Source organism: Thermanaeromonas toyohensis ToBE (assembly GCF_900176005.1).
GTDB lineage: Bacteria > Bacillota > DSM-521 > Neomoorellales > Neomoorellaceae > Thermanaeromonas > Thermanaeromonas toyohensis.
Window position 1 is genome coordinate 3,047,336 of record NZ_LT838272.1, and the last position, 18,486, is coordinate 3,065,821.

Here is an 18,486-nt window from a genome sequence, read left to right on the forward strand (position 1 = left end):
TTACTCCCCCTTCTCCGTGGTGATCAGCGCTTCTGCCACCAGCTCTACTAAGTTTTTAGCCTTGGCCTCCAAATGATAAAACCGGCACAAATCGTTCAATTGGTCTACGCAATTATGACAGGGGGTGGCTATTATCTTGGCTCCTGTCTGGCGAATCTGTTCTATCTTGACCTGTCCCTTAGCTAAACGTACCCGGCCAAATTCACTTAAAGAGAGCATCCCCCCTCCACCACCACAGCAGTAATTATTCTCCCGGTTAGGTATCATTTCCCGGAAGTCTAGCACCGCGAGTTTTAGCACTCGCCGCGGTTCCTCGAACACTCCTTCCTTACGTCCCAGGTTACAAGGGTCATGATAAGTTACCGGCTCGGGATTACGCGCAGGATCTAGCTTAAGCCGCCCCTCTCTCAAATACTGATCCATGAGCTGTACAATACTTCTCACTTCGAAGGGGAGCTTATAACCTAACCATTGCTCTGGTCCCCACTTTATGGCCCGGAAGGCGTGGCCGCATTCAGTCATAACTAGTTCCTGGCAGCCTAACCTTTCCATCTCCCCTACAAGCCTTTCGATCAAAATCCCTCCCGCCCGGTCATCTCCCGTAAACAGGGCGTAGTTAGTAGCATCCCAGTACTGGCTAGAAAGTGTCCAACTCTCTTGAGCTACGTAAAATATCTTGGCGGCAGCCAAAATGCTTAAAGGGAAGAACTTGGCCTCCCGAGGGTTAATTACATATAAAACCCGCGCCCCTTTTTTATCTACCGGAATTCTAGCCTCCTCACCGAATTCGGCTTGCAATTCTTCTTGCATCCACTCCAAAGTATCTAGATAATCCTCCCTTGTAATCCCCATGTTATTACCGGACTCCAAAGCCAGATCTACCACCTTCTGCAAGTTTTCCGGTACCCGGTTTTCTTTAGCCAATTGACTTCTTAAGGCCCTGATGAGATCCCCCATATTTACCCCTACTGGGCAGTAAACTGTACACCGGCCGCACATGGTACACAGCCACACCATGTCCGAGGCCAACACTCTCTCGTAGGCACCCCATAAGAGCCACCGTACAATCCGTCGAGGATCTACCAAAGGACCTATATCCCCTGTCGGGCAGCCACCTGTACACGCGCCACACGCCAAGCAGGAATTTAAAGTTGCCTGACCCAGGGCTTTTTCGAGTTTAAGCTGCAAGCTCTCATACGGGGTGCTGGCTTCTAAAGCCTTGACTGCTATGGCCACTTTCTTTAAGCCCCCCTCCCTAAATCTCCCTGGCAATACCAACCGGTCTTCCTCTGCCAGCAGGGCCTTACCCCTTCTACCTTGTCCTGCGTAGCACATCCCGGCGGGCAAACTCCCTCCTGCCAGCAGGGATACCAGTTAAGATAACCTGGGAGTTCCACAAGTTTAAAATGCCGCTTATCAAGCAGGTTTTTAATAAACATCAGGCGCTGCAAATCGAGCTCAGAGTAGCAGCGCCTCCCTTCCTTCAAGCGGGGCCTAATCAAGCCCTTCCGCTCCCAATTTTTAAGGCGACCAGGAGAGATATTTAACAGCTGGATAACCATTCCAGGAGGATACAATTTAACCGCACCCCGCTGTCTTTCCCTTTTGCTGTATTTTTAGCTATAGGAAAGTTCTTTCTATCTATATCATATTTTTTGTGCTATGTAATGTCAATAAACTTGTAAAGAATATTATAAGTTTATTAGCCTAGACATTATAACTACTTTAGCTCTCTCTGCCTTGATTTAATTAAAAGTAATAGCGTAAAATAGCATTAACAGAAATATCGAAATCTATAAGAGGGGTACTTTTATATATGCCCGAGCAGCTCCTTTATACCATAAGCGTAGTAGCAGAATTACTAGGCCTCCAGCCGGGAACCTTGCGCGTGTGGGAAAGGCATAAGCTGATCCGACCGGCGAGGAAAAATGGCCGACGGTTATATTCCAATAATGATCTGAAGCGCTTGCGGTTTATACAAAAGCTAATAGAGAAAGGCTTTAACCTGACGGCCATCAAGCACTATTTAGCTCTTTACCCTTGCTGGTTCCATGAGGATTGTCCTGCCTGCGCCCATCAAACCGAACGTTTAGGGTGCGCTAAGCCCTGCTGGAAGGAAGAAGGTACCTATTGTCAGCTTTCCTTTGAAGATCCAGCGCTATGCCATAATTGCCCTTATAAAAAGGATCCACCCCACTAAAAATAAAAAAGCCGGGGTGGAGCCGGCTGGACCATCTCCACTTTATCTCCGCTTCAACTCCTCCTTATAAGCCCGCAAAAGCCAGGCAGAAACATTAAATTAAAAAGCCGGGGTGAACCCGGCTAAAAATCTTAAGAAAGCTTTAAAGCCTATTTTCCCCTTCTAAGAGCTCTCTTGGCCTTTATCCTTTTCCTCAAGTTCCTTTATCTGGGCTCTAATTTCTTCTAACTCTTTTTCCAAAAAATTAGCCTGCTGCTTAAGGATTTCTAGTTCTTGCGAGCTGGCCGGCGCTCCCAAAGGTAATGCGCCAGGAAAAAAAGGAGGAAACCACCCCCAGCCACGTAGCCAGCCGGGCAAACCGGTAGCCCAGTACATGTGGCGCCATCCGCGGCCAAATCCACCCCAAAATCGGGGGAAACCCCAGAAGGCCCGGTTTAAAAATCCTGGCACCGGGAAACCGGCGCAAAAGCCCGCTCTCCTTCCCGTAAGGGGGCCCAAGCCCCAAGGACCTGTCCTGTCGCCTCGCGGCATCTCTAAAATCCCTCCTTTAATGGTCATATGCTTGTTTTTCTGTTTTTAATATACCTCTTTTATGGTCATATGTCAATAATAAGTGTAAATAAAAAGCATATGCAGGTTAAGGGTAATACCCTTCCGGGCATAAGTGTAGCGCCAGCAGCCCCTACCATACCTAGGAGTTAAGCTGCCTGCTTGAAAACCAACGATTTTACTTTTCCTTGACTCCTAGCAATGGTTGGGGATATAATGAATAATGACAGAAAGATATTTAAGATGGGTAAGGGGGCCCCAACCATGTATTAGTTTTCCAAGCTAATACAGGTTGGGGTTTTGCTTTTAAGGCCCCGGTGAAGCCTGGTCCCCCCTCATAATAACCGTAACCCCCTAAAGCTTAAAAGGGACACTAGGCCTCCGGGGCCTTTCATTTGCGTTCTTATCTGAGCGGGGCTGAAACCTTTGGTACTGTGCTGTTACTCACCTGGCTATTAAATTCAGCAGCGTATCTTAAGATGCGGTGGAGTATCTCCTCCCGTTTGGCGTTGATGGCTTCGAAGTTCATGGCCGGAATATAAAAACTTTCCATATAATCATGGGTCAATTTAGCCTGGCGGATGTAGGCCACAGCCCGGTCCAAACAAGCTTGGTAACGGAACTTAGCACTTAAGATCTCCTGGGTGTACACAGCGAGTTTATTTTTGTCTATATACTCAGATAAATTGATGCTCATGGCAATAAGGTGATTAAAGGGCGTGGGATCAAAGGTATGGGGAGGCTCTACATTCATTACTGCTACCTTTATTTCGGGAATAATCACCAGGTCATAATTGTCAGGGTTAAAGGGGCAGTGATAAATTTCCGTAAATAGGCCCTTAGCTGTAGCAAAGCTAGCCACACGCTCAAGCATACGGCTTACTCCCGAACCTGGTTCACCGGATATAGTATAGATACGTTCTACATCGTGGAGTAAGGTCTCCACATTGCCTGTGACGATACCTTCGGGAGTAATAGCGGTGGCAAAAAGATGACGAGCTTTGGGGGCCCGATCATACCGGGCAGCCACTCCAGCAAAGACAGCATCCAAGAGCCTAGCCTGGGCACGGTTTATCAGGGCTTCATTGAGGCATTCCTCCACATAACTTTCCCATTCATCCCGAATCACCTTGGCCTCTTTTAGGGCACTGTAAGCCGTACGGAAAAGACGGTTTACCCGGGCATTGGCCTCTAAAATTTCCTGCTTATGTTCCCGCATTTTAGCTTCATCCCAAAAATCGCCCAAGTGGATAATTTCATCTACAGCTCCTGGATTTTTAGGATCTACTATATGCGGAGCAGTACCGTCAATGAGGGCCACTTTTATTCCCGGAATAACTACAGCATCCAGGGAGCCATTATCAGAAGAGCAGCAATGAAATTCAACATCGAAACCTTTCTCTAACATGCTTTCCCCTATCTTGCGCATGAAAGTGGACTTGCCTACCCCCGGCCCGCCCTTTACCACAAAGATACGAGTGGCGTCGGGTTCGATGATGTAGTCATAAAAAGAATAAAATCCATAGCAAGTATTACCTCCTGGAAAGACCTTCCTAAGCCTTCCTCGCGGCATGGCGTTCTCCTCCTTACTTCATTTTTTAATCCCACGATAATACTTCTCTCCAGGAGAATAATATGCTCCCCTCATCTCTTAAGTGCAGAACCCTTTTCTTTTTACATAGTGAAATTTTCTTGCATAATACAGTATTCAACACCTCGACCCTATTGTTTTTCTCGAGTATTACGCTATAATGGTGGGTACAGGGCAATGGGGTCCTGAAATTGGCCGCAAAGGGGTGGCTAGGTATCCGTCGTAGCTTGAGGTGAGGGCTTTTTATGCGCCAGCCCAAGATTTTTCTGGCTTCAACCGATCAGGCCTCCCTCCAGACCTTAAAGCAAATTTTACAAAGGGAAGGTTACGCGGTAGCGGGTGTGGCGCAGGACGGCAGCCAAGCCCTAAGGCTGATCCATACCCTGCAGCCAGATCTAGTGATCTTGGATAGCGAGTTGGCGGGTACCGGCGCCCTGGAGGTGGCTAGGTTTATTAATGAAGAACAAGTGGCTCCCATCATTATGTTGGCTTCCTCCTGGCACCGGAACATTATAAATAAGACCAGGGATTTTCCAGTATTCGCTTATCTTGTTAAGCCGGTCCAGGAAACCACTCTGCTACCTGCGGTGGAAGCCGCCTTAGCTAATTATGAAAAGCTGGTACGCCTAGAGAAAGAACTAAACAAGCTTAAAGAGACCTTGGCTGCCCGTAAGGTAATAGAAAGGGCCAAGGGTATCCTTATGGAGACTCTGGGGCTTACGGAAGCAGAAGCTTATCGGCGGATCCAGAAGCAGAGCATGGATAAGTGTGTACCTATGAAAGCCATAGCCGAAGCTATAATTGTGGCCCACGAATTGCAAACAGGCCAAAGAAAAAAAGAGGATATAAAAAAAAGCTAAACTAATCCATTGGGGCAACGGCGTCCCTGGACAGGCTTTAAGGCCTGTCGAAGGGACGTTTTTTGTTTAATCCATGTACCCGCATCTTAGGAGGTTAAAAGTCATGGATGAAAAGGAAAAGAAGATAAAGGTATTGAAGCAAGCTGAGGAATGGGGAGTAAAGTTCATCCGGCTCCAGTTCACCGATATTTTCGGTGTGCTCAAAAATGTAGCTATACCAATAGATCAGCTTCCCAAAGCCTTAAATAATGAGCTTATGTTTGACGGTTCCTCCATTGAGGGATTTGTCCGCATTGAAGAATCCGATATGTACCTTTATCCGGATCCGGATACCTTTGTGATTTTTCCCTGGAGACCGAGGGAAGGTACCGTGGCCCGGCTCATCTGCGATATCTATAATCCTGATGGTACCCCCTTTGAAGGTTGCCCGCGCAACACTTTAAAAAGGGTAGTAGCAGAAGCTAAAGATATGGGATTTGTAATGAACGTAGGGCCGGAGGCTGAGTTCTTCCTTTTCCACACTGACCAGGCCGGCCGACCCACCCTGGAGACCCATGACCAAGCTAGTTATTTTGACCTTACACCGGTCGATTTAGGTGAGGAAGCCCGGCGGGACATGGTGCTTACCCTAGAACAGATGGGATTTGAAATCGAAGCGTCCCATCACGAGGTGGCCCCCGGGCAACATGAGATAGATTTTAAATATGCTGATGCCCTTACCACTGCCGATCGCATCGCCACCTTTAAATTTGTGGTGAGAACTATAGCCCAGCGCCATGGTCTTCACGCTACCTTCATGCCTAAACCAATTTATGGTATTAACGGCTCAGGTATGCATTGCAATATTTCCCTTTTCCGCGACGGGCAAAATGCTTTCTATGATCCCCAAGGAGAACTTGGGTTAAGTGACGTAGCCTATCATTTCATAGCAGGTATTATGGCCCACGCCCGGGCTTTAACAGCTATCACTAACCCCACCGTTAACTCATACAAGCGCTTGGTTCCCGGGTATGAGGCACCTGTATATATAGCCTGGTCTCCCAGGAACCGTAGCCCCCTTATCCGTATACCGGCTAAGCGTGGGCCTTCTACCCGTATCGAGGTACGGCACCCGGATCCTTCCGCCAATCCTTATCTAGCCATTGCCGTGCTGCTTAAGGCCGGTTTGGACGGCATAAAGAAGAAACTTGAGCCTCCTCCGCCGGTCTATAAAAATATCTATGCTTTATCTCCTGAGGAGCTAGCCCGGGAGGGCATAGGGGTTCTACCTTCTAGCCTAGAAGAGGCTCTGGCGGAACTAGAAAAAGATGAGGTGATCAAGGAAGCCTTGGGTTCCCATATCTACGAGCGATTTATGCTAGCTAAAAGGCTAGAATGCGAGCAATACCGGACCACTGTACATCCGTGGGAAATAGAACACTACCTGACCAAGTTCTAAAGCCTCTGCTGGGCTTAAGCTAAAGTTCTGGGGCCCCCGTAAAATTAGCGTTATAGCGTTATAAAGAAGGGTTCCCTTTGGGGAAGCACTGCTTTTAGGGAAAGGAGAGATTACTATGTACCGCGAAGGGGGCTGCCGCATTCCTTCTGGATGCGGTTTAAGCGGCTTCATCAACCGCGACGGCCGACGAGAAACAGGCGAACGTATTATAGTATCTATCGCCTGCCTAAATGAGCGGTCCAATGGATTAGGTGGGGGGTTCGCTGCCTACGGGATTTACCCGGAATACAAGGATTACTATGCCCTGCACTTGCTTTTTGAAGATAAACACAGCCGCCAGATGGTAGAGGATCTAATTAAGGAGAATTTTTACATCGCAGCCGAAGATCGCATTCCCACCCGCCAGGTGCGCTCCATAGGTCCCGCTCCCATGCTCTGGCGCTACTTCGTAGTACCTCGCCTATCCAAAATAGGGGAGACGGAAAAGACCGAAGAAGATTTTATGACCCAACTGGTCATGCACATCAACGATACTATCCCTGGAGCTTATGTAGTCTCCAGCGGTAAAAATATGGGGGCCTTCAAGGGTGTGGGGTATCCAGAAGATATAGGGGAGTTTTTCCGGTTGGACGAATACAAGGCCTATATGTGGATCGCCCACGGCCGCTTCCCCACCAATACCCCGGGTTGGTGGGGCGGAGCCCATCCTTTCACCCTTCTTAATTGGTCAGTGGTACACAACGGTGAAATTTCCTCCTATGGGGCCAACCGGCGCTTCCTAGAGATGTTCGGGTACAAAATTACCCTGCAGACAGATACTGAAGTCATAGCCTACGCCATTGACCTTTTGGTTCGTCGCCATGGGCTCCCTCTCCCCCTGGTAGCCAAAGTACTGGCCCCTCCCTTCTGGGAGGAAATCGATAGCCTGGAACTTAAGGAGCGGGAGCTTTATACCAATCTTCGGGCCCTTTATGGGAGCCTAATGCTCAACGGTCCCTTTGCCATCATTGTAGGTTATCCCGGAGGGCTTATGGCCTTAAATGATAGGATTAAGCTCCGCCCTTTGGTGGCCGGGGAGCAAGGTTCCACCTTGTATGTGGCCAGCGAAGAGGCTGCCATCCGGGTGATATGCCCTAATGTAGAGCGCATATGGTACCCCTCCGGCGGCGAACCTGTTCTGGGCGAGCTTAAGGAGGAGTGTGCATGTCGGTTATCCGCATGAATCCACCTGAATTTCGCGTGATCCGGGATGAAGAAAAGTGTATAAAGTGCCTGGTCTGCGTACGCCAGTGCGGGTTTGAAGCCCAGCAATACGATCCGGAGGAAGACAGGGTCTACAGCCTAGACGAAAATTGTGTAGCCTGCCAGCGGTGTGTTTGCCTGTGCCCCACCCGGGCCTTACGTATAGAACAGAATCCGGTGCCTTATAAAGCCAACGCCCATTGGACACCGGAGCATATCCATAACATCAACAAGCAAGCAGACACAGGCGGGGTCCTTTTGACGGGGATGGGGAACGATAAGCCCTACCCGGCTTATTTTGACCGATTGCTCTTAAATGCCAGCCAGGTAACCAACCCTTCCATCGACCCTTTGCGGGAACCCATGGAGCTACGTACCTATCTCGGTAGCCGTCCTGACTACTTGGGCGGGGAAAAGGATCGCCATTTTGGTCCTACTCCCCTAGTTCCCATAGAGACACCTATTATGTTTACGGCCATCTCCTATGGAGCCATAAGCCATCAGGCTTTTGAAGCTTTAGCCAGGGCTGCCAAGGCTTACGGCACCCTCTTTAATACTGGGGAAGGCGGTTTACCAGAAGACTTGTATGAATACGCTGACCATGCCATAGTCCAAGTGGCTTCTGGTCGCTTCGGCGTTCACAGCGAGTATCTTAATGCCGCCCGGGTTATTGAAATCAAGATCGGGCAGGGTGCCAAGCCAGGGATAGGTGGGCATCTCCCAGGAGAAAAGATCACCGCCTCCATTGCTGCTACGCGCATGATCCCCGAAGGAACTGACGCCTTATCCCCGGCACCGCACCATGATATCTACTCCATCGAGGACCTGCGGCAGCTTATCTCTACCCTGAAGGAAGCCACTAGATATACCAAACCGGTATCGGTGAAGATCGCGGCCGTGCATAACGTGGCCGCCATCGCTAGCGGTATAGCCCGCGCCGGGGCGGATATAATCGCCATTGATGGCTTCCGGGGAGGTACCGGTGCTGCACCCCTCATGATACGGGATCACGTGGGAATACCAATTGAGTTGGCCATCGCTGCTGTGGACCAACGCCTCCGCGAGGAAGGCATCCGCAACCGGGTATCTCTAGTAGCAGCCGGGGGCTTCCGCTGCAGTGCGGATGTAGTTAAGGCCATTGCCTTGGGAGCAGATGCAGTGTACATTGGTACCGCTGCCCTGGTGGCCTTAGGCTGCCACCTCTGCCAGAAGTGTTATACAGGCAAATGCAGCTGGGGCATAGCCACTCAAGATCCTTATAAAACAAGGCGTCTCAATCCAGAGATAGGAGCCGAAAGGCTTTATAATCTCCTCCACGGGTGGTCCCACGAGATTAAAGAGATGCTGGGCGGCATGGGAATAAACTCCATCGAGAGCCTACGGGGGAACCGGCTACACCTACGAGGTGTGGGCCTTACCGAGACTGAACTTAAGCTCCTGGGAGTAAAACATGCTGGCGAGGGCATGTAAATTTCAAGGAAATATGGTGCAGGGGCTGAAATTCGAGGAAGAGGTGAATCAGGCGGATGAGAAAAGTGTATGCCCGCCGGGAATATTGTATTAACTGCCACCTATGTGAAGTATACTGTGTGGCGGCCCATTCTAAAAGCCGCGATGTCTGGAAAGCCTTTAAAAGAGAAGGCCTACGGGGTACCCACCGGGTGCGGGTAGAAGAAAGATGGCCGGAATCCTTACCTGTCCAGTGTCGTCACTGCGACGAACCCCAGTGCGTCCAGGGGTGCATTTCCGGGGCTATGGTCAAGGATCCGGAGACGGGGATTGTTTATTGCCAGGAAGATAAATGTGTAGGCTGCTGGACCTGTGTTGTCAGTTGTCCTTTTGGTGCTGTACGTCCAGGTTACCGGGACGGACGGCCTATAGCCTTAAAATGCGATTTATGCAGGGCCCTCCCAGAACCGGCCTGCGTGGCTCACTGCCCTAACCGCGCCCTGGTGTATGAAGGGAGGAAACTTAAAATATGAGATATGTCATCATCGGTAACTCGGTTGCCGCCATCAATGCCTGCCAGGGTATCCGGGAGCTAGATAAAGAAGGGCCTATAACTATTGTTTCCGCCGAAAAATACTATGCCTACGGACGTCCCTTGATCTCTTACTGGCTGGAGGGCAAGACCGGGGAAGACAAGATGCCCTATCTCCCACCGGATTTCTATACCCGCCATAATATTAACGTCCTTTTAGGCCGTAAAGCCCTACGTATAGACTGGGAAAGGCGAGAAGTGGAACTTGATGATGCCTCCCGTCTACCCTACGATCGTTTGCTTATCGCTACAGGAGGCAAAGCCATAGTTCCACCTTTAGAGGGACTACAGGAAGAAGATTATGTAACCTTTCTTACCTATGACGATGTGCGCCGGCTGGCGGAAGCAGCCCACCCTGGTAAGGAAGCAGTGATCCTGGGCGCCGGTCCCAGCGGTCTTAAAGCTATGGAAAGTTTGGTTTCCCGGGGCCTGGGAGTGACCATGGTAGAGCTGGCGCCCCGCATATGGTCACCTGTTCTGGATACTGAAGCGGCAACCCTGGTAACCAGCTTCCTCCGTGAGAAAGGTGTCCGGGTAATCCTAGAAGATACTATCCTAGGTGGAAGCCGTAAAGAAGGAGGAAAGCTTAAGCTTAATCTTAAGTCCGGTAAAGAGCTAGAAGCCGATCTCCTGGTGGTGGCTATAGGTGTAAGGCCCAATGTGGAGCTCCTGGAACAGGCACCAGGGGTTACCCTGAAACGAGGGGTAGTAGTAGATGAGTACCTAAACGTAGGCTTACCGGGGGTTTTCGCTGCCGGTGATGTAGTGGAAGGCAACCCGCCCCTTTTACCCCATGCTGCTGCGCAAGGTCGCCTTGCTGGCCGCAATATGGCTGGCGCCAAGGAAAAATATAAGGGAAGTTCGCCCTATAATGCCCTAGGGTTTTTAGGCCTACACATAATCAGCATGGGTATAACTAATTGCGAACCCGGCCAGGGATATGAAATACTGGTCCAAAAGGAAGAAAAGAAAAGGGTTTATCGTAAGCTAGTGCTGGGGAACTCCTATCTGGTAGGCGCTCTATTTATAAACCGGGTAGATGGTGCTGGCCTTTACCGGTGGCTCATAGAGGAAAAAATAGATGTCCTCCCCTTTAAGGATAAGCTATTCCAAGATGATTTTGGTTTCCTGGATTTGCCACCTGCATTGTGGGAACCTAGGCTTAAAGCTTAAAGAATGAAACCGAAAGTTTAAGGGGAAGGAGGCAAAAACCTAAGTGAAAAGGCTCAATGCCCAAGGCTTAAGTTATCGGGAGCTTAATGAGAAGATTAGAGCCCTCCTAGACAACGGGGAAAAAGAAGTGATCATCGAAAACGTCAATGGACAGAGATATATTGGAACAGGTATTAAGGCTCAAGCCCGGCTGGTGATCCACGGCGTTCCCGGTAACAACTTGGGTGCTCTTATGGACGGTCTTCATATAGAAGTATACGGTAACGCCCAAGACGGTGTGGGCAATACCATGAATGAGGGGACTATAGTGGTACATGGTCATGCCACGGACATCACCGGTTATTCCATGCGGGGCGGGAAGATCTTTATCCGGGGCCATGTCGGGTATCGTGTAGGCATCCATATGAAAGCGTTCCGGGAAAAAAATCCAGTGATCGTTGTAGGCGGTAAAGCTGGTGACTTTTTCGGAGAATATATGGCGGGGGGAACCTTGGTTCTTCTGGGACTAGGTATTAAACCAGGTGAGCAAATAGTCGGGAATTATATAGCTACCGGAATGCATGGAGGAGAAATCTTTATCCGGGGAAAATTAGATGACGATATTCTTATTGGCAAAGAAGCCAAGATTTTAGAGCCTGAGGAAAAGGATTATCGCCGTCTAGAGGTTCTTATAAAGGAGTTTGCGGAGTATTTCGACCTAGACGCCGACAAAATTTTGGCTGTTCCTTTTATTAAACTCATACCCTATAACAAACGCCCTTATGGCAACCTCTACGCTTATTAAATTCAGTTTTCACTGGTGAAGCCTAGCCAGGTCAAAAGTTAAGCAGCCGGGGCCTTGAGGCTAGAAATACATTAATCTAAGTCTAGCGCTAGACAATAAAAGTAAAGTAAGTTAAGATGGTTACCAGAAGTACTTAAACAAATAACCGTGGAGGCTCTATAAGGTGGCGGAAAGTCTTTTAACCGGTGCCTTTATAGGGTACGTAGTGGGTTCAATCTTTTTTCTGGCCGGGCTAGTAGGTAAAAGCCGTTTATGGGCGAAAATTGCCTTTATAGCTACACTCGTAGGATTTGTGCTATTAACCGGGGGCTTAGTAGCTAGGAGTCTCGCGGCAGGCCGTCTGCCTGTAGCCAATCTATACGAATTTTTGCTTCTTTTCACCTGGGGTATTGTAGGAGTATACATCTATACAGCAGTAAAATATAATCTCGCTGGAGCTGGAGCTGGAGCGGTAGTATTACCTTTGGTGGTAGGCATCCTCGGTTACAGCTCCCTCCTAGGTAGCGAGATCCGGCCCCTCCTGCCTGCCCTGCAGAGCTATTGGTTAAAGCTTCATGTCTTGACAGCTGTCTTGGCCTATGGTGCTTTTACCGTCGCCTTTGCCCTCTCCGTCCTTTATCTCTTAGGGATCTCCCTAAAGGAAGATAAAGGGCAGTCAGAGAAACTTCTTGATAAATTAATCTATCAGCTTACCGCCTTTGGTTTCGCTTTTCTTACTCTGGTTATATTAACTGGTGCTATCTGGGCAGAAGAAGTCTGGGGTACTTGGTGGAGTTGGGACCCCAAAGAAACTTGGTCCCTCATCACCTGGCTCATTTATGCTTCCTACTTGCACTTAAGGCGGAGCCCTTACTGGCAAGGTAAGCGTGGCGCCTGGCTTTCTTGCCTAGGCTTCACTGCTGTGCTCTTTACCCTCCTCGGTGTAACTCTTCTTTTACCAGGCCTGCATAGTTACCGCTAAAGGAGAACTAATATGTCGCCAACGCTCACCATGGGAGTTCGGTAACTCGCCACCTTTACCTCGGAGGCCCCTTATTCCAGTAGATGGAAGCGACTCACGAGATTAAGTAAAGAATCTGCAATGCTCTGCAATTTTTCTATCACACCTCCTAGCCCTGCTGCAGTTGCTGCTTGTTCCTGGGCTGCAGCAGCCACCTCCTGGGTAGAAGCTGCTGTACTTTGGGCACCAGTGGCAAGATGGGCAGCTTCTTTAGCTACCGTCTCTGCCGCTGTTCCAGCCTTTTCAGCCACCTCCTTCACCTTCCCTGCCAATCCTCCTACCTGCTCAGCATATACCATTATCTCCTGAAGCACTTTTATAACAGAATCTAGCTCTTCCCGCAAGCGCTGTACAGAGCGAACCTCCTCTCCCACTACCTGCTCCACAGCTTGCATCCTCTCCCGCATCTCTAGGCTCAAAGCCTCAATCTCAGCAGCAGCCTGCCCAGAAGTACTAGCTAGCTTACGAACCTCTTCAGCCACAACGGCAAATCCGCGCCCTTGTTCACCCGCCCGCGCTGCCTCTATAGCTGCATTAAGGGCTAAAAGATTAGTCTGCTCCGCAACTTCCACAATGACACGTAAAATTTCTTCAATGCGCTGGGCAGACTGAGCCATAAGTTGCACCATATTAACGGTGGTTTGGCTAACCTCTTCCACCGATTTTATCCCCGAGGATAAAACGCTCGCTCCCTCCTGGCCACGCTTAACCACCAATAGATTGTGGGTGCTAGCTTTCTCCATCTCGGTTGCTACTTCTAAAAGTTCACTTGCCGAAAGGTGCAATTCCCGCGAAGTATCCTTTAAGTTTTCTACTTGGGCACTTTGAGTATCAGCTCCTGAGGCTACCTGGCTAGCAGCCTGCGCAACTTCATCCGCCGTCCTAGCTACGGTCCCCGCAGCTTCCTGCAGAGAACTGACCGTATCTTTTATCCCTCTACCTACCTCCCGGATCTCCCTAACTAATGTACTAATACGGGAGACCAGCTGGTTAAAATCGTTGCTTAAACGGCCTACCTCATCTATGGCTGGTATCCCCAGGCTAAAACTTAAATCGGCCTGGTGGGCTGCAGAGGCTTTCGCCACAGCCTGGTAAAGCCGCTGTAAGTTCCTTCCTAGGCTAGCGTATAAAAAGGCACAGTAGATGAAGATCATCCCTGTGATCAAGAGGGATACCCAGGGTAAATGCCCGAAAAAGAAATGGCTAGCTACGTCCTTGTGCAAATAACCCACTACCGCCCCCCAAAGGCACATGGAAGAGCCACCGGCCACAAGGATTGTCCCCAGAGCTACCCGCAGCCATATGGGATATAATCTCTGGCCCCCGGCAACAAAATACCCTCGACTATATTCCCATTCCAAGAAGTAAGCTACCAGCATAAACATACACCCTGTTACCAGGGCTGCTGTCCCTGTCCCTGAAGCTAAAATAGTCCATAGCTGAGCATGTTCCAATCTTTGCCCAGCTAGCATCAATATTCCTTCTCCTACAAAAAAGATAAGCATGATTATTAAATACTGTAATAAAATCCTCGGGAGGAGTAGTACTTCGCGATTTAACTTCCGCTGGCTTAAAACAACCCATACGCTAGAACCAAAAACAGCCACCGCTATCCAAGCTAAAACCCGGGGCTGCAGGGCTAGGCTTAGAGCTTTCTCTAGTTCAAGATATCCCCCGGCCCAAACCAGCAAAAACCAAAAAATTAATGTACCAAAGATGTTAAAGAGCATCACTGCCCACACCATAATAGCCAGCCCTCCTGATTATCAGCACCTTATTAAGCCCCAAAACAAAAATGCTACTATATAAATGCTTACTAAATCGGAGTATACCAAAGGAATGCTTAAACAGTCAAATGTTTCCGGAAATCCGCGAAAACTGGTCTTTAATAGCTAAAAACAGTCCAGAGATACCATTTATTGACTATATTTGACCTTGACTTTCTTTGACTAATAACCTTAGAATGAAAACGAAAGCTAGAGATGAAATAAAAATAAGTTTAACCTCGGAGGTGATTTACAGTGTTCGGCTTCGGTTTAGTACCTTTTTATGGAAGGAGGAAGGGCTTAAGGCCAATATTCTCCGACCTGGAAAACTTTATTGAGCGTATGTTCAACGAAGATCTTTTCTTCATCCCTGTTTTCGGTCAGCCTTTCCGGGCTGATGTCAAGGAGACGGAAAAAGAGTATATTGTAGAAGCCGAGCTCCCTGGCCTGGAAAGGGATAACATCAATCTTACGTATGAAGATGGAGTATTGACTGTCTCTGTAAAACAGGAAACCATCATCGACGAGACCAGGGAAAACTTTATCCGCAAGGAGCGCCGGAGCGGAAGCCTAGAAAGGAAATTCTACTTGGAAAATGTAGAGGAAGACAAAATTACCGCTACCTACAAAAATGGCCTTCTTACAGTAAAGCTACCTAAAAAGGATACCGGCTTGCGCCGCGGCAAAAACATTCCTATTAGCGAATAAAAAGGACTTAAAGCCCTGGGCTTTAAAACCCGGGGCTTTAAGTTTGGGTTTAGGCCCCCTTCTTCTGCTTTATCTCCTCTGCCATAACTTTAAGCATCCGATCCTTCATAAGCATAAGGAGGGCCGGGAGCACAGCAGGGAGCACGTTGTCCATAACTATGGGCAGCATCTCGGGAAGGAGCTTACACATACTGGGCGGCATATTGGGCATTTTTCTTTCCATGATTTTCTGCACGTCGGGTAGCATCTTGGGCAGCATCAGGGGCATCATTTTAGGCATCATCTTGGGCATCATGCCGCCAGCAGCTTTAAGCATTACATCCTGCAAGGGGCCCGGCATTTTCTTCATGGCGTTCATACCAGCTTTAAAGGTAACAGGCAGGTGCCCGAACATACCCGGCATGAGTTCCGTCATCATCTCGACCATGCCGTCCAGGCTCATACTTTGAATGGCCGTGGCAAAAACAGCCCACATTTCATGGACAATAGGTGTGGGATCTTTTACTTCATAGCCTAAGGCTTCTGCTACTAGATTGCTAAAATCCCGGATCTGTACTGGTATATTATTGCTCCGCGCACCAACCCGGAGCTGGAACTCGCAGCACGGGCAGGTAGTGATGATAGTTTCGGCCCCGATCTCCTGGGCCTCTTTAAGCCGCTGGCCAGCGATGATGTCCGAAGTAGGCGGCTCACCGATCCTGGTCAACACGCTCCCACAGCAGCGCCCGTTTTCCCGGTTAGAGACCATCTCCTGGAATTCCACTCCTGGGAGGGAGCGTAGCACCTCCCTCGGCGGGTCGTAAATCCCACCGTGGCGGCCTATATGGCACGGGTCGTGCCATGTGATTTTAAGGTTCAAAGGCCGTTTGAACTGTAAACGACCTTCCCGGACCAGATCGGCGGTTACCTCGGTAATATGCTTAATTTTCACTTTCCATTCCAGGCCAAGCTTGGGAGCCCACTGGGCATAGTAATGGTGCAAGGCCACCCAGCATCCGGGACAGGAGACAATAAGGGTCTTAACGCCTCGCTTCTGCAATTCGCTAATATTATGCCTTACAGCCTGCTCGAACACCTCCCATTTTCCGGCCACCAAGAAGGGCACTCCGCAGCAGGCTTCATCCTTGCCCAGGTAGGTGAAGGGGACTTGACCGTCCCGCAAGATCCGTACAGCATTCTCAGCTATATCGGTTTCTACGTAGGATGCCGTGCAGCCCGCCCAGTAACCTATTTCTGCTCTGTCCAGGACCTCGACGTCACCCGGCACCCAGGCATCACGGTCTTGGCGGAAGTTGGCCCAGATGTTGTGCTGGAGCCTGAAGGACGCGCCCATCATTTCAAAGGCCGGGAAGGTAGCGTAACCCTTTTCTTTAATGAGCACACCCCTCAGATCATCCCATAATTCCTGGATGGGTATATTAACCTGGCATACCGGATCGCAGCGCTTGCAGGTAGTACATAAAAGAAAAGTGTTTACCAGATCCTGCGTAAGCTCAAGCTTTCCTTCGGCATACTTACGCAGAAGATACCACTTGCCCCGCGGCGAAGCGCTCTCCCACCCGCGTCCGCCGAAAAGGGTACACACGTTGCGGCAGTAACCGCACTGGGCACAGGCATAGGCTTCATATAGAATATGCTTGGGCAGGGCCCGGGATTCCTTAGGCTTTTTAGGAGCCAAGTTTTCGGCCAGACCCAGCGCTGACCGAGTGAAGCGAGCCATCTTCAGGGCCAAGCGCAAGGCGCTCTTGTCTGCACCTAAGATCTTGTCTGGATTAAATAAGTTCTGCGGATCGATTTGCTTCTTGTAAGCCTCCAACCGCTTTCTCTGGGTTTCTCCTAAAATTTCCCCTGCCTGATCTCCAAAGAAAAGTCCTAGGGAATAAACCCGCCCCCCATATTTCCGAGCAAGGTCCGCTACGAACAGAGACTTGCTGTACCCTATGGTATAAGCCAAGGTTCTCTCGTCCGCGTCTAAGAACCCCAAGATGGTAACTGTCCCGTCGGCAATTAAGGTGCCTTCCAAGGCGAGGCCCTGGATGTTTTTCTCAACCTCTTGTAAGAAACCCTCTAGGTTCCCCAGGGGTACGATAGCTTCGCTTGGGATCAGGGAGGGGCCTAGACGTTTAAGCCGCATAGGGTAAAATCTTTCTTCCCACTCATGCTGGGCTAAGTCCTCGCTGAGAAGCTTGCCATGGTAAGCCCGGGCCAGAGCTTGGGCTTTCGCTCTCACTTCCCTTTCCCGCTTCCTGGGGTACACTACCAGGACCAAGGGCTGTTGATGGGGGAACTTCTCCTCCTTTAGGGCCTGCTGTTTCTTGGTAATAAATTCAGGGCTGCTGAAGGAAACATGCCAGGCAGGGAGCCTTCCGTTAATAAGGGTTTGTAAAAAGGCCAGAAGTTCCGGCCTCCCTGGGAAAGAGAAGAGCAGAGGCACATCCTCATCAGCCTTCCGGCACTTTAAGGTAATGCTGGTAATGAGCCCTGTTATCCCCTCTAGACCGCATATAAGCTTGAGGTCCGAACCGGAAAACTTAGCTATCTCCCCGGAAGGCAAAATGGCTTCTACAGCTACTACGTTTGCACCAATAACCCCGTACTCGTAGCTACCGATGCCTACCCCACCTTCAGCCACCCATCCTCCTACTGTGGAGCCGGGTGCGCTGGTAGGATATAGGCGCAAAGCTAAGCCGACCCTACGCAAAACCTTTTCCAAGTCTTGCCAGACTACTCCGGCCTGTACTGTAACCTCCTCCTTTTCGGGGTCAACCTGTAATATCCGGTTAAACCGCGAAAACTCAAGTACCAAGCCCCCTCTCGTAGGAACAGCACCGCCGTATCCGCTGGTCCCTGCCCCCCGAGGCACTATGGGGAGGCCATTTTCCTGGGCCACTCGGACTATAAACTGGACTTCCTCCACGGTTTCTGGTTGCACCACGGCATCCGGCAAGGTCTTAAATAACCTGGTTACCATTTCCGGGAGCGAAGCTACATCATGGCTATAAAGTAGCCTTTCGGACTTAGTGAAAGTTATCCTCTGACCAAACTGGTTGGCAAGCAAGCTTTGCCAGTGCATATGGCCACCTCCAGGTTCTCCTTCACTTAATGATATATATACGTAGTTAATCCCAAAATTC

The 18,486-nt window shown here is 49.7% G+C and carries 16 protein-coding genes; 10 read left to right on the forward strand and 6 right to left on the reverse strand.

The genetic code is table 11. The features are described from left to right. Together B9A14_RS15380 and B9A14_RS15385 are read right to left on the reverse strand one after the other, a co-directional pair. Positions 1 to 1,236 (reverse strand): (Fe-S)-binding protein, encoded by a 1,236-nt coding sequence (locus tag B9A14_RS15380; RefSeq protein WP_231967828.1) that lies wholly within the window; start codon positions 1,234 to 1,236, stop codon positions 1 to 3. A gap of 5 nt (positions 1,237 to 1,241) precedes the next feature. After that, on the reverse strand, positions 1,242 to 1,562 hold the full coding sequence (locus B9A14_RS15385) for a MerR family transcriptional regulator (RefSeq protein ID WP_157109986.1): 321 nt from the start codon (positions 1,560 to 1,562) through the stop codon (positions 1,242 to 1,244). Between the two features lie 254 nt (positions 1,563 to 1,816). On the opposite strand from B9A14_RS15385, the gene B9A14_RS15390 reads away from it, so the two are divergent. Next, on the forward strand, positions 1,817 to 2,200 hold the full coding sequence (locus B9A14_RS15390) for a MerR family transcriptional regulator (protein ID WP_084666708.1): 384 nt from the start codon (positions 1,817 to 1,819) through the stop codon (positions 2,198 to 2,200). 162 nt (positions 2,201 to 2,362) lie between these two features. Here B9A14_RS15390 and B9A14_RS15395 read toward each other — a convergent pair whose 3' ends face one another. Both B9A14_RS15395 and B9A14_RS15400 read right to left on the reverse strand, forming a co-directional pair. Beyond that, entirely contained in the window at positions 2,363 to 2,758 is a 396-nt protein-coding gene (locus B9A14_RS15395; RefSeq protein WP_231967830.1) for a DUF5320 domain-containing protein, read from the reverse strand. 394 nt (positions 2,759 to 3,152) lie between these two features. Further along, on the reverse strand, positions 3,153 to 4,322 hold the full coding sequence (locus B9A14_RS15400; protein WP_084666710.1) for a PRK06851 family protein: 1,170 nt from the start codon (positions 4,320 to 4,322) through the stop codon (positions 3,153 to 3,155). 263 nt (positions 4,323 to 4,585) lie between these two features. On the opposite strand from B9A14_RS15400, the gene B9A14_RS15405 reads away from it, so the two are divergent. The 8 genes from B9A14_RS15405 (at position 4,586) to ccsB (ending at position 12,839) form a co-directional block, all read left to right on the forward strand. Next, positions 4,586 to 5,200: an ANTAR domain-containing response regulator gene (locus B9A14_RS15405; RefSeq protein WP_084666711.1), complete on the forward strand. Its 615-nt coding sequence runs from the start codon at positions 4,586 to 4,588 to the stop codon at positions 5,198 to 5,200. 103 nt (positions 5,201 to 5,303) lie between these two features. After that, positions 5,304 to 6,638: a type I glutamate--ammonia ligase gene (gene glnA / locus B9A14_RS15410; protein WP_084666712.1), complete on the forward strand. Its 1,335-nt coding sequence runs from the start codon at positions 5,304 to 5,306 to the stop codon at positions 6,636 to 6,638. Between the two features lie 115 nt (positions 6,639 to 6,753). Further along, a complete protein-coding gene (locus B9A14_RS15415; RefSeq protein WP_084666713.1) occupies positions 6,754 to 7,860 on the forward strand; it encodes a class II glutamine amidotransferase in 1,107 nt (368 codons plus the stop codon). Beyond that, the gene (locus B9A14_RS15420; RefSeq protein ID WP_084666714.1) at positions 7,842 to 9,350 is read left to right on the forward strand and encodes a glutamate synthase-related protein; all 1,509 of its coding nucleotides are present in this window, start codon (positions 7,842 to 7,844) and stop codon (positions 9,348 to 9,350) included. Before B9A14_RS15415 ends, B9A14_RS15420 begins: the two co-directional genes overlap by 19 nt. A 56-nt stretch (positions 9,351 to 9,406) precedes the next feature. Next, the gene (locus B9A14_RS15425) at positions 9,407 to 9,862 is read left to right on the forward strand and encodes a 4Fe-4S dicluster domain-containing protein (protein ID WP_084666715.1); all 456 of its coding nucleotides are present in this window, start codon (positions 9,407 to 9,409) and stop codon (positions 9,860 to 9,862) included. Next, the gene (locus B9A14_RS15430; RefSeq protein WP_084666716.1) at positions 9,859 to 11,094 is read left to right on the forward strand and encodes an NAD(P)/FAD-dependent oxidoreductase; all 1,236 of its coding nucleotides are present in this window, start codon (positions 9,859 to 9,861) and stop codon (positions 11,092 to 11,094) included. Before B9A14_RS15425 ends, B9A14_RS15430 begins: the two co-directional genes overlap by 4 nt. A 43-nt stretch (positions 11,095 to 11,137) precedes the next feature. Next, the gene (locus B9A14_RS15435) at positions 11,138 to 11,878 is read left to right on the forward strand and encodes a GltB/FmdC/FwdC-like GXGXG domain-containing protein (RefSeq protein WP_084666717.1); all 741 of its coding nucleotides are present in this window, start codon (positions 11,138 to 11,140) and stop codon (positions 11,876 to 11,878) included. 163 nt (positions 11,879 to 12,041) lie between these two features. Further along, on the forward strand, positions 12,042 to 12,839 hold the full coding sequence (gene ccsB, locus B9A14_RS15440; protein WP_084666718.1) for a c-type cytochrome biogenesis protein CcsB: 798 nt from the start codon (positions 12,042 to 12,044) through the stop codon (positions 12,837 to 12,839). 71 nt (positions 12,840 to 12,910) lie between these two features. Here ccsB and B9A14_RS15445 read toward each other — a convergent pair whose 3' ends face one another. Then, on the reverse strand, positions 12,911 to 14,623 hold the full coding sequence (locus B9A14_RS15445) for a methyl-accepting chemotaxis protein (protein ID WP_084666719.1): 1,713 nt from the start codon (positions 14,621 to 14,623) through the stop codon (positions 12,911 to 12,913). Between the two features lie 363 nt (positions 14,624 to 14,986). Between B9A14_RS15445 and B9A14_RS15450 the strand changes: the two genes are divergently transcribed. Then, entirely contained in the window at positions 14,987 to 15,352 is a 366-nt protein-coding gene (locus B9A14_RS15450; RefSeq protein WP_084667202.1) for an Hsp20/alpha crystallin family protein, read from the forward strand. Between the two features lie 49 nt (positions 15,353 to 15,401). On the opposite strand, the gene B9A14_RS15455 is transcribed toward B9A14_RS15450, so the two are convergent. Next, positions 15,402 to 18,425, reverse strand: a complete 3,024-nt coding sequence (locus B9A14_RS15455) for an FAD-binding and (Fe-S)-binding domain-containing protein (protein WP_084666720.1) — start codon at positions 18,423 to 18,425, stop codon at positions 15,402 to 15,404. Positions 18,426 to 18,486 lie beyond the last annotated feature (61 nt).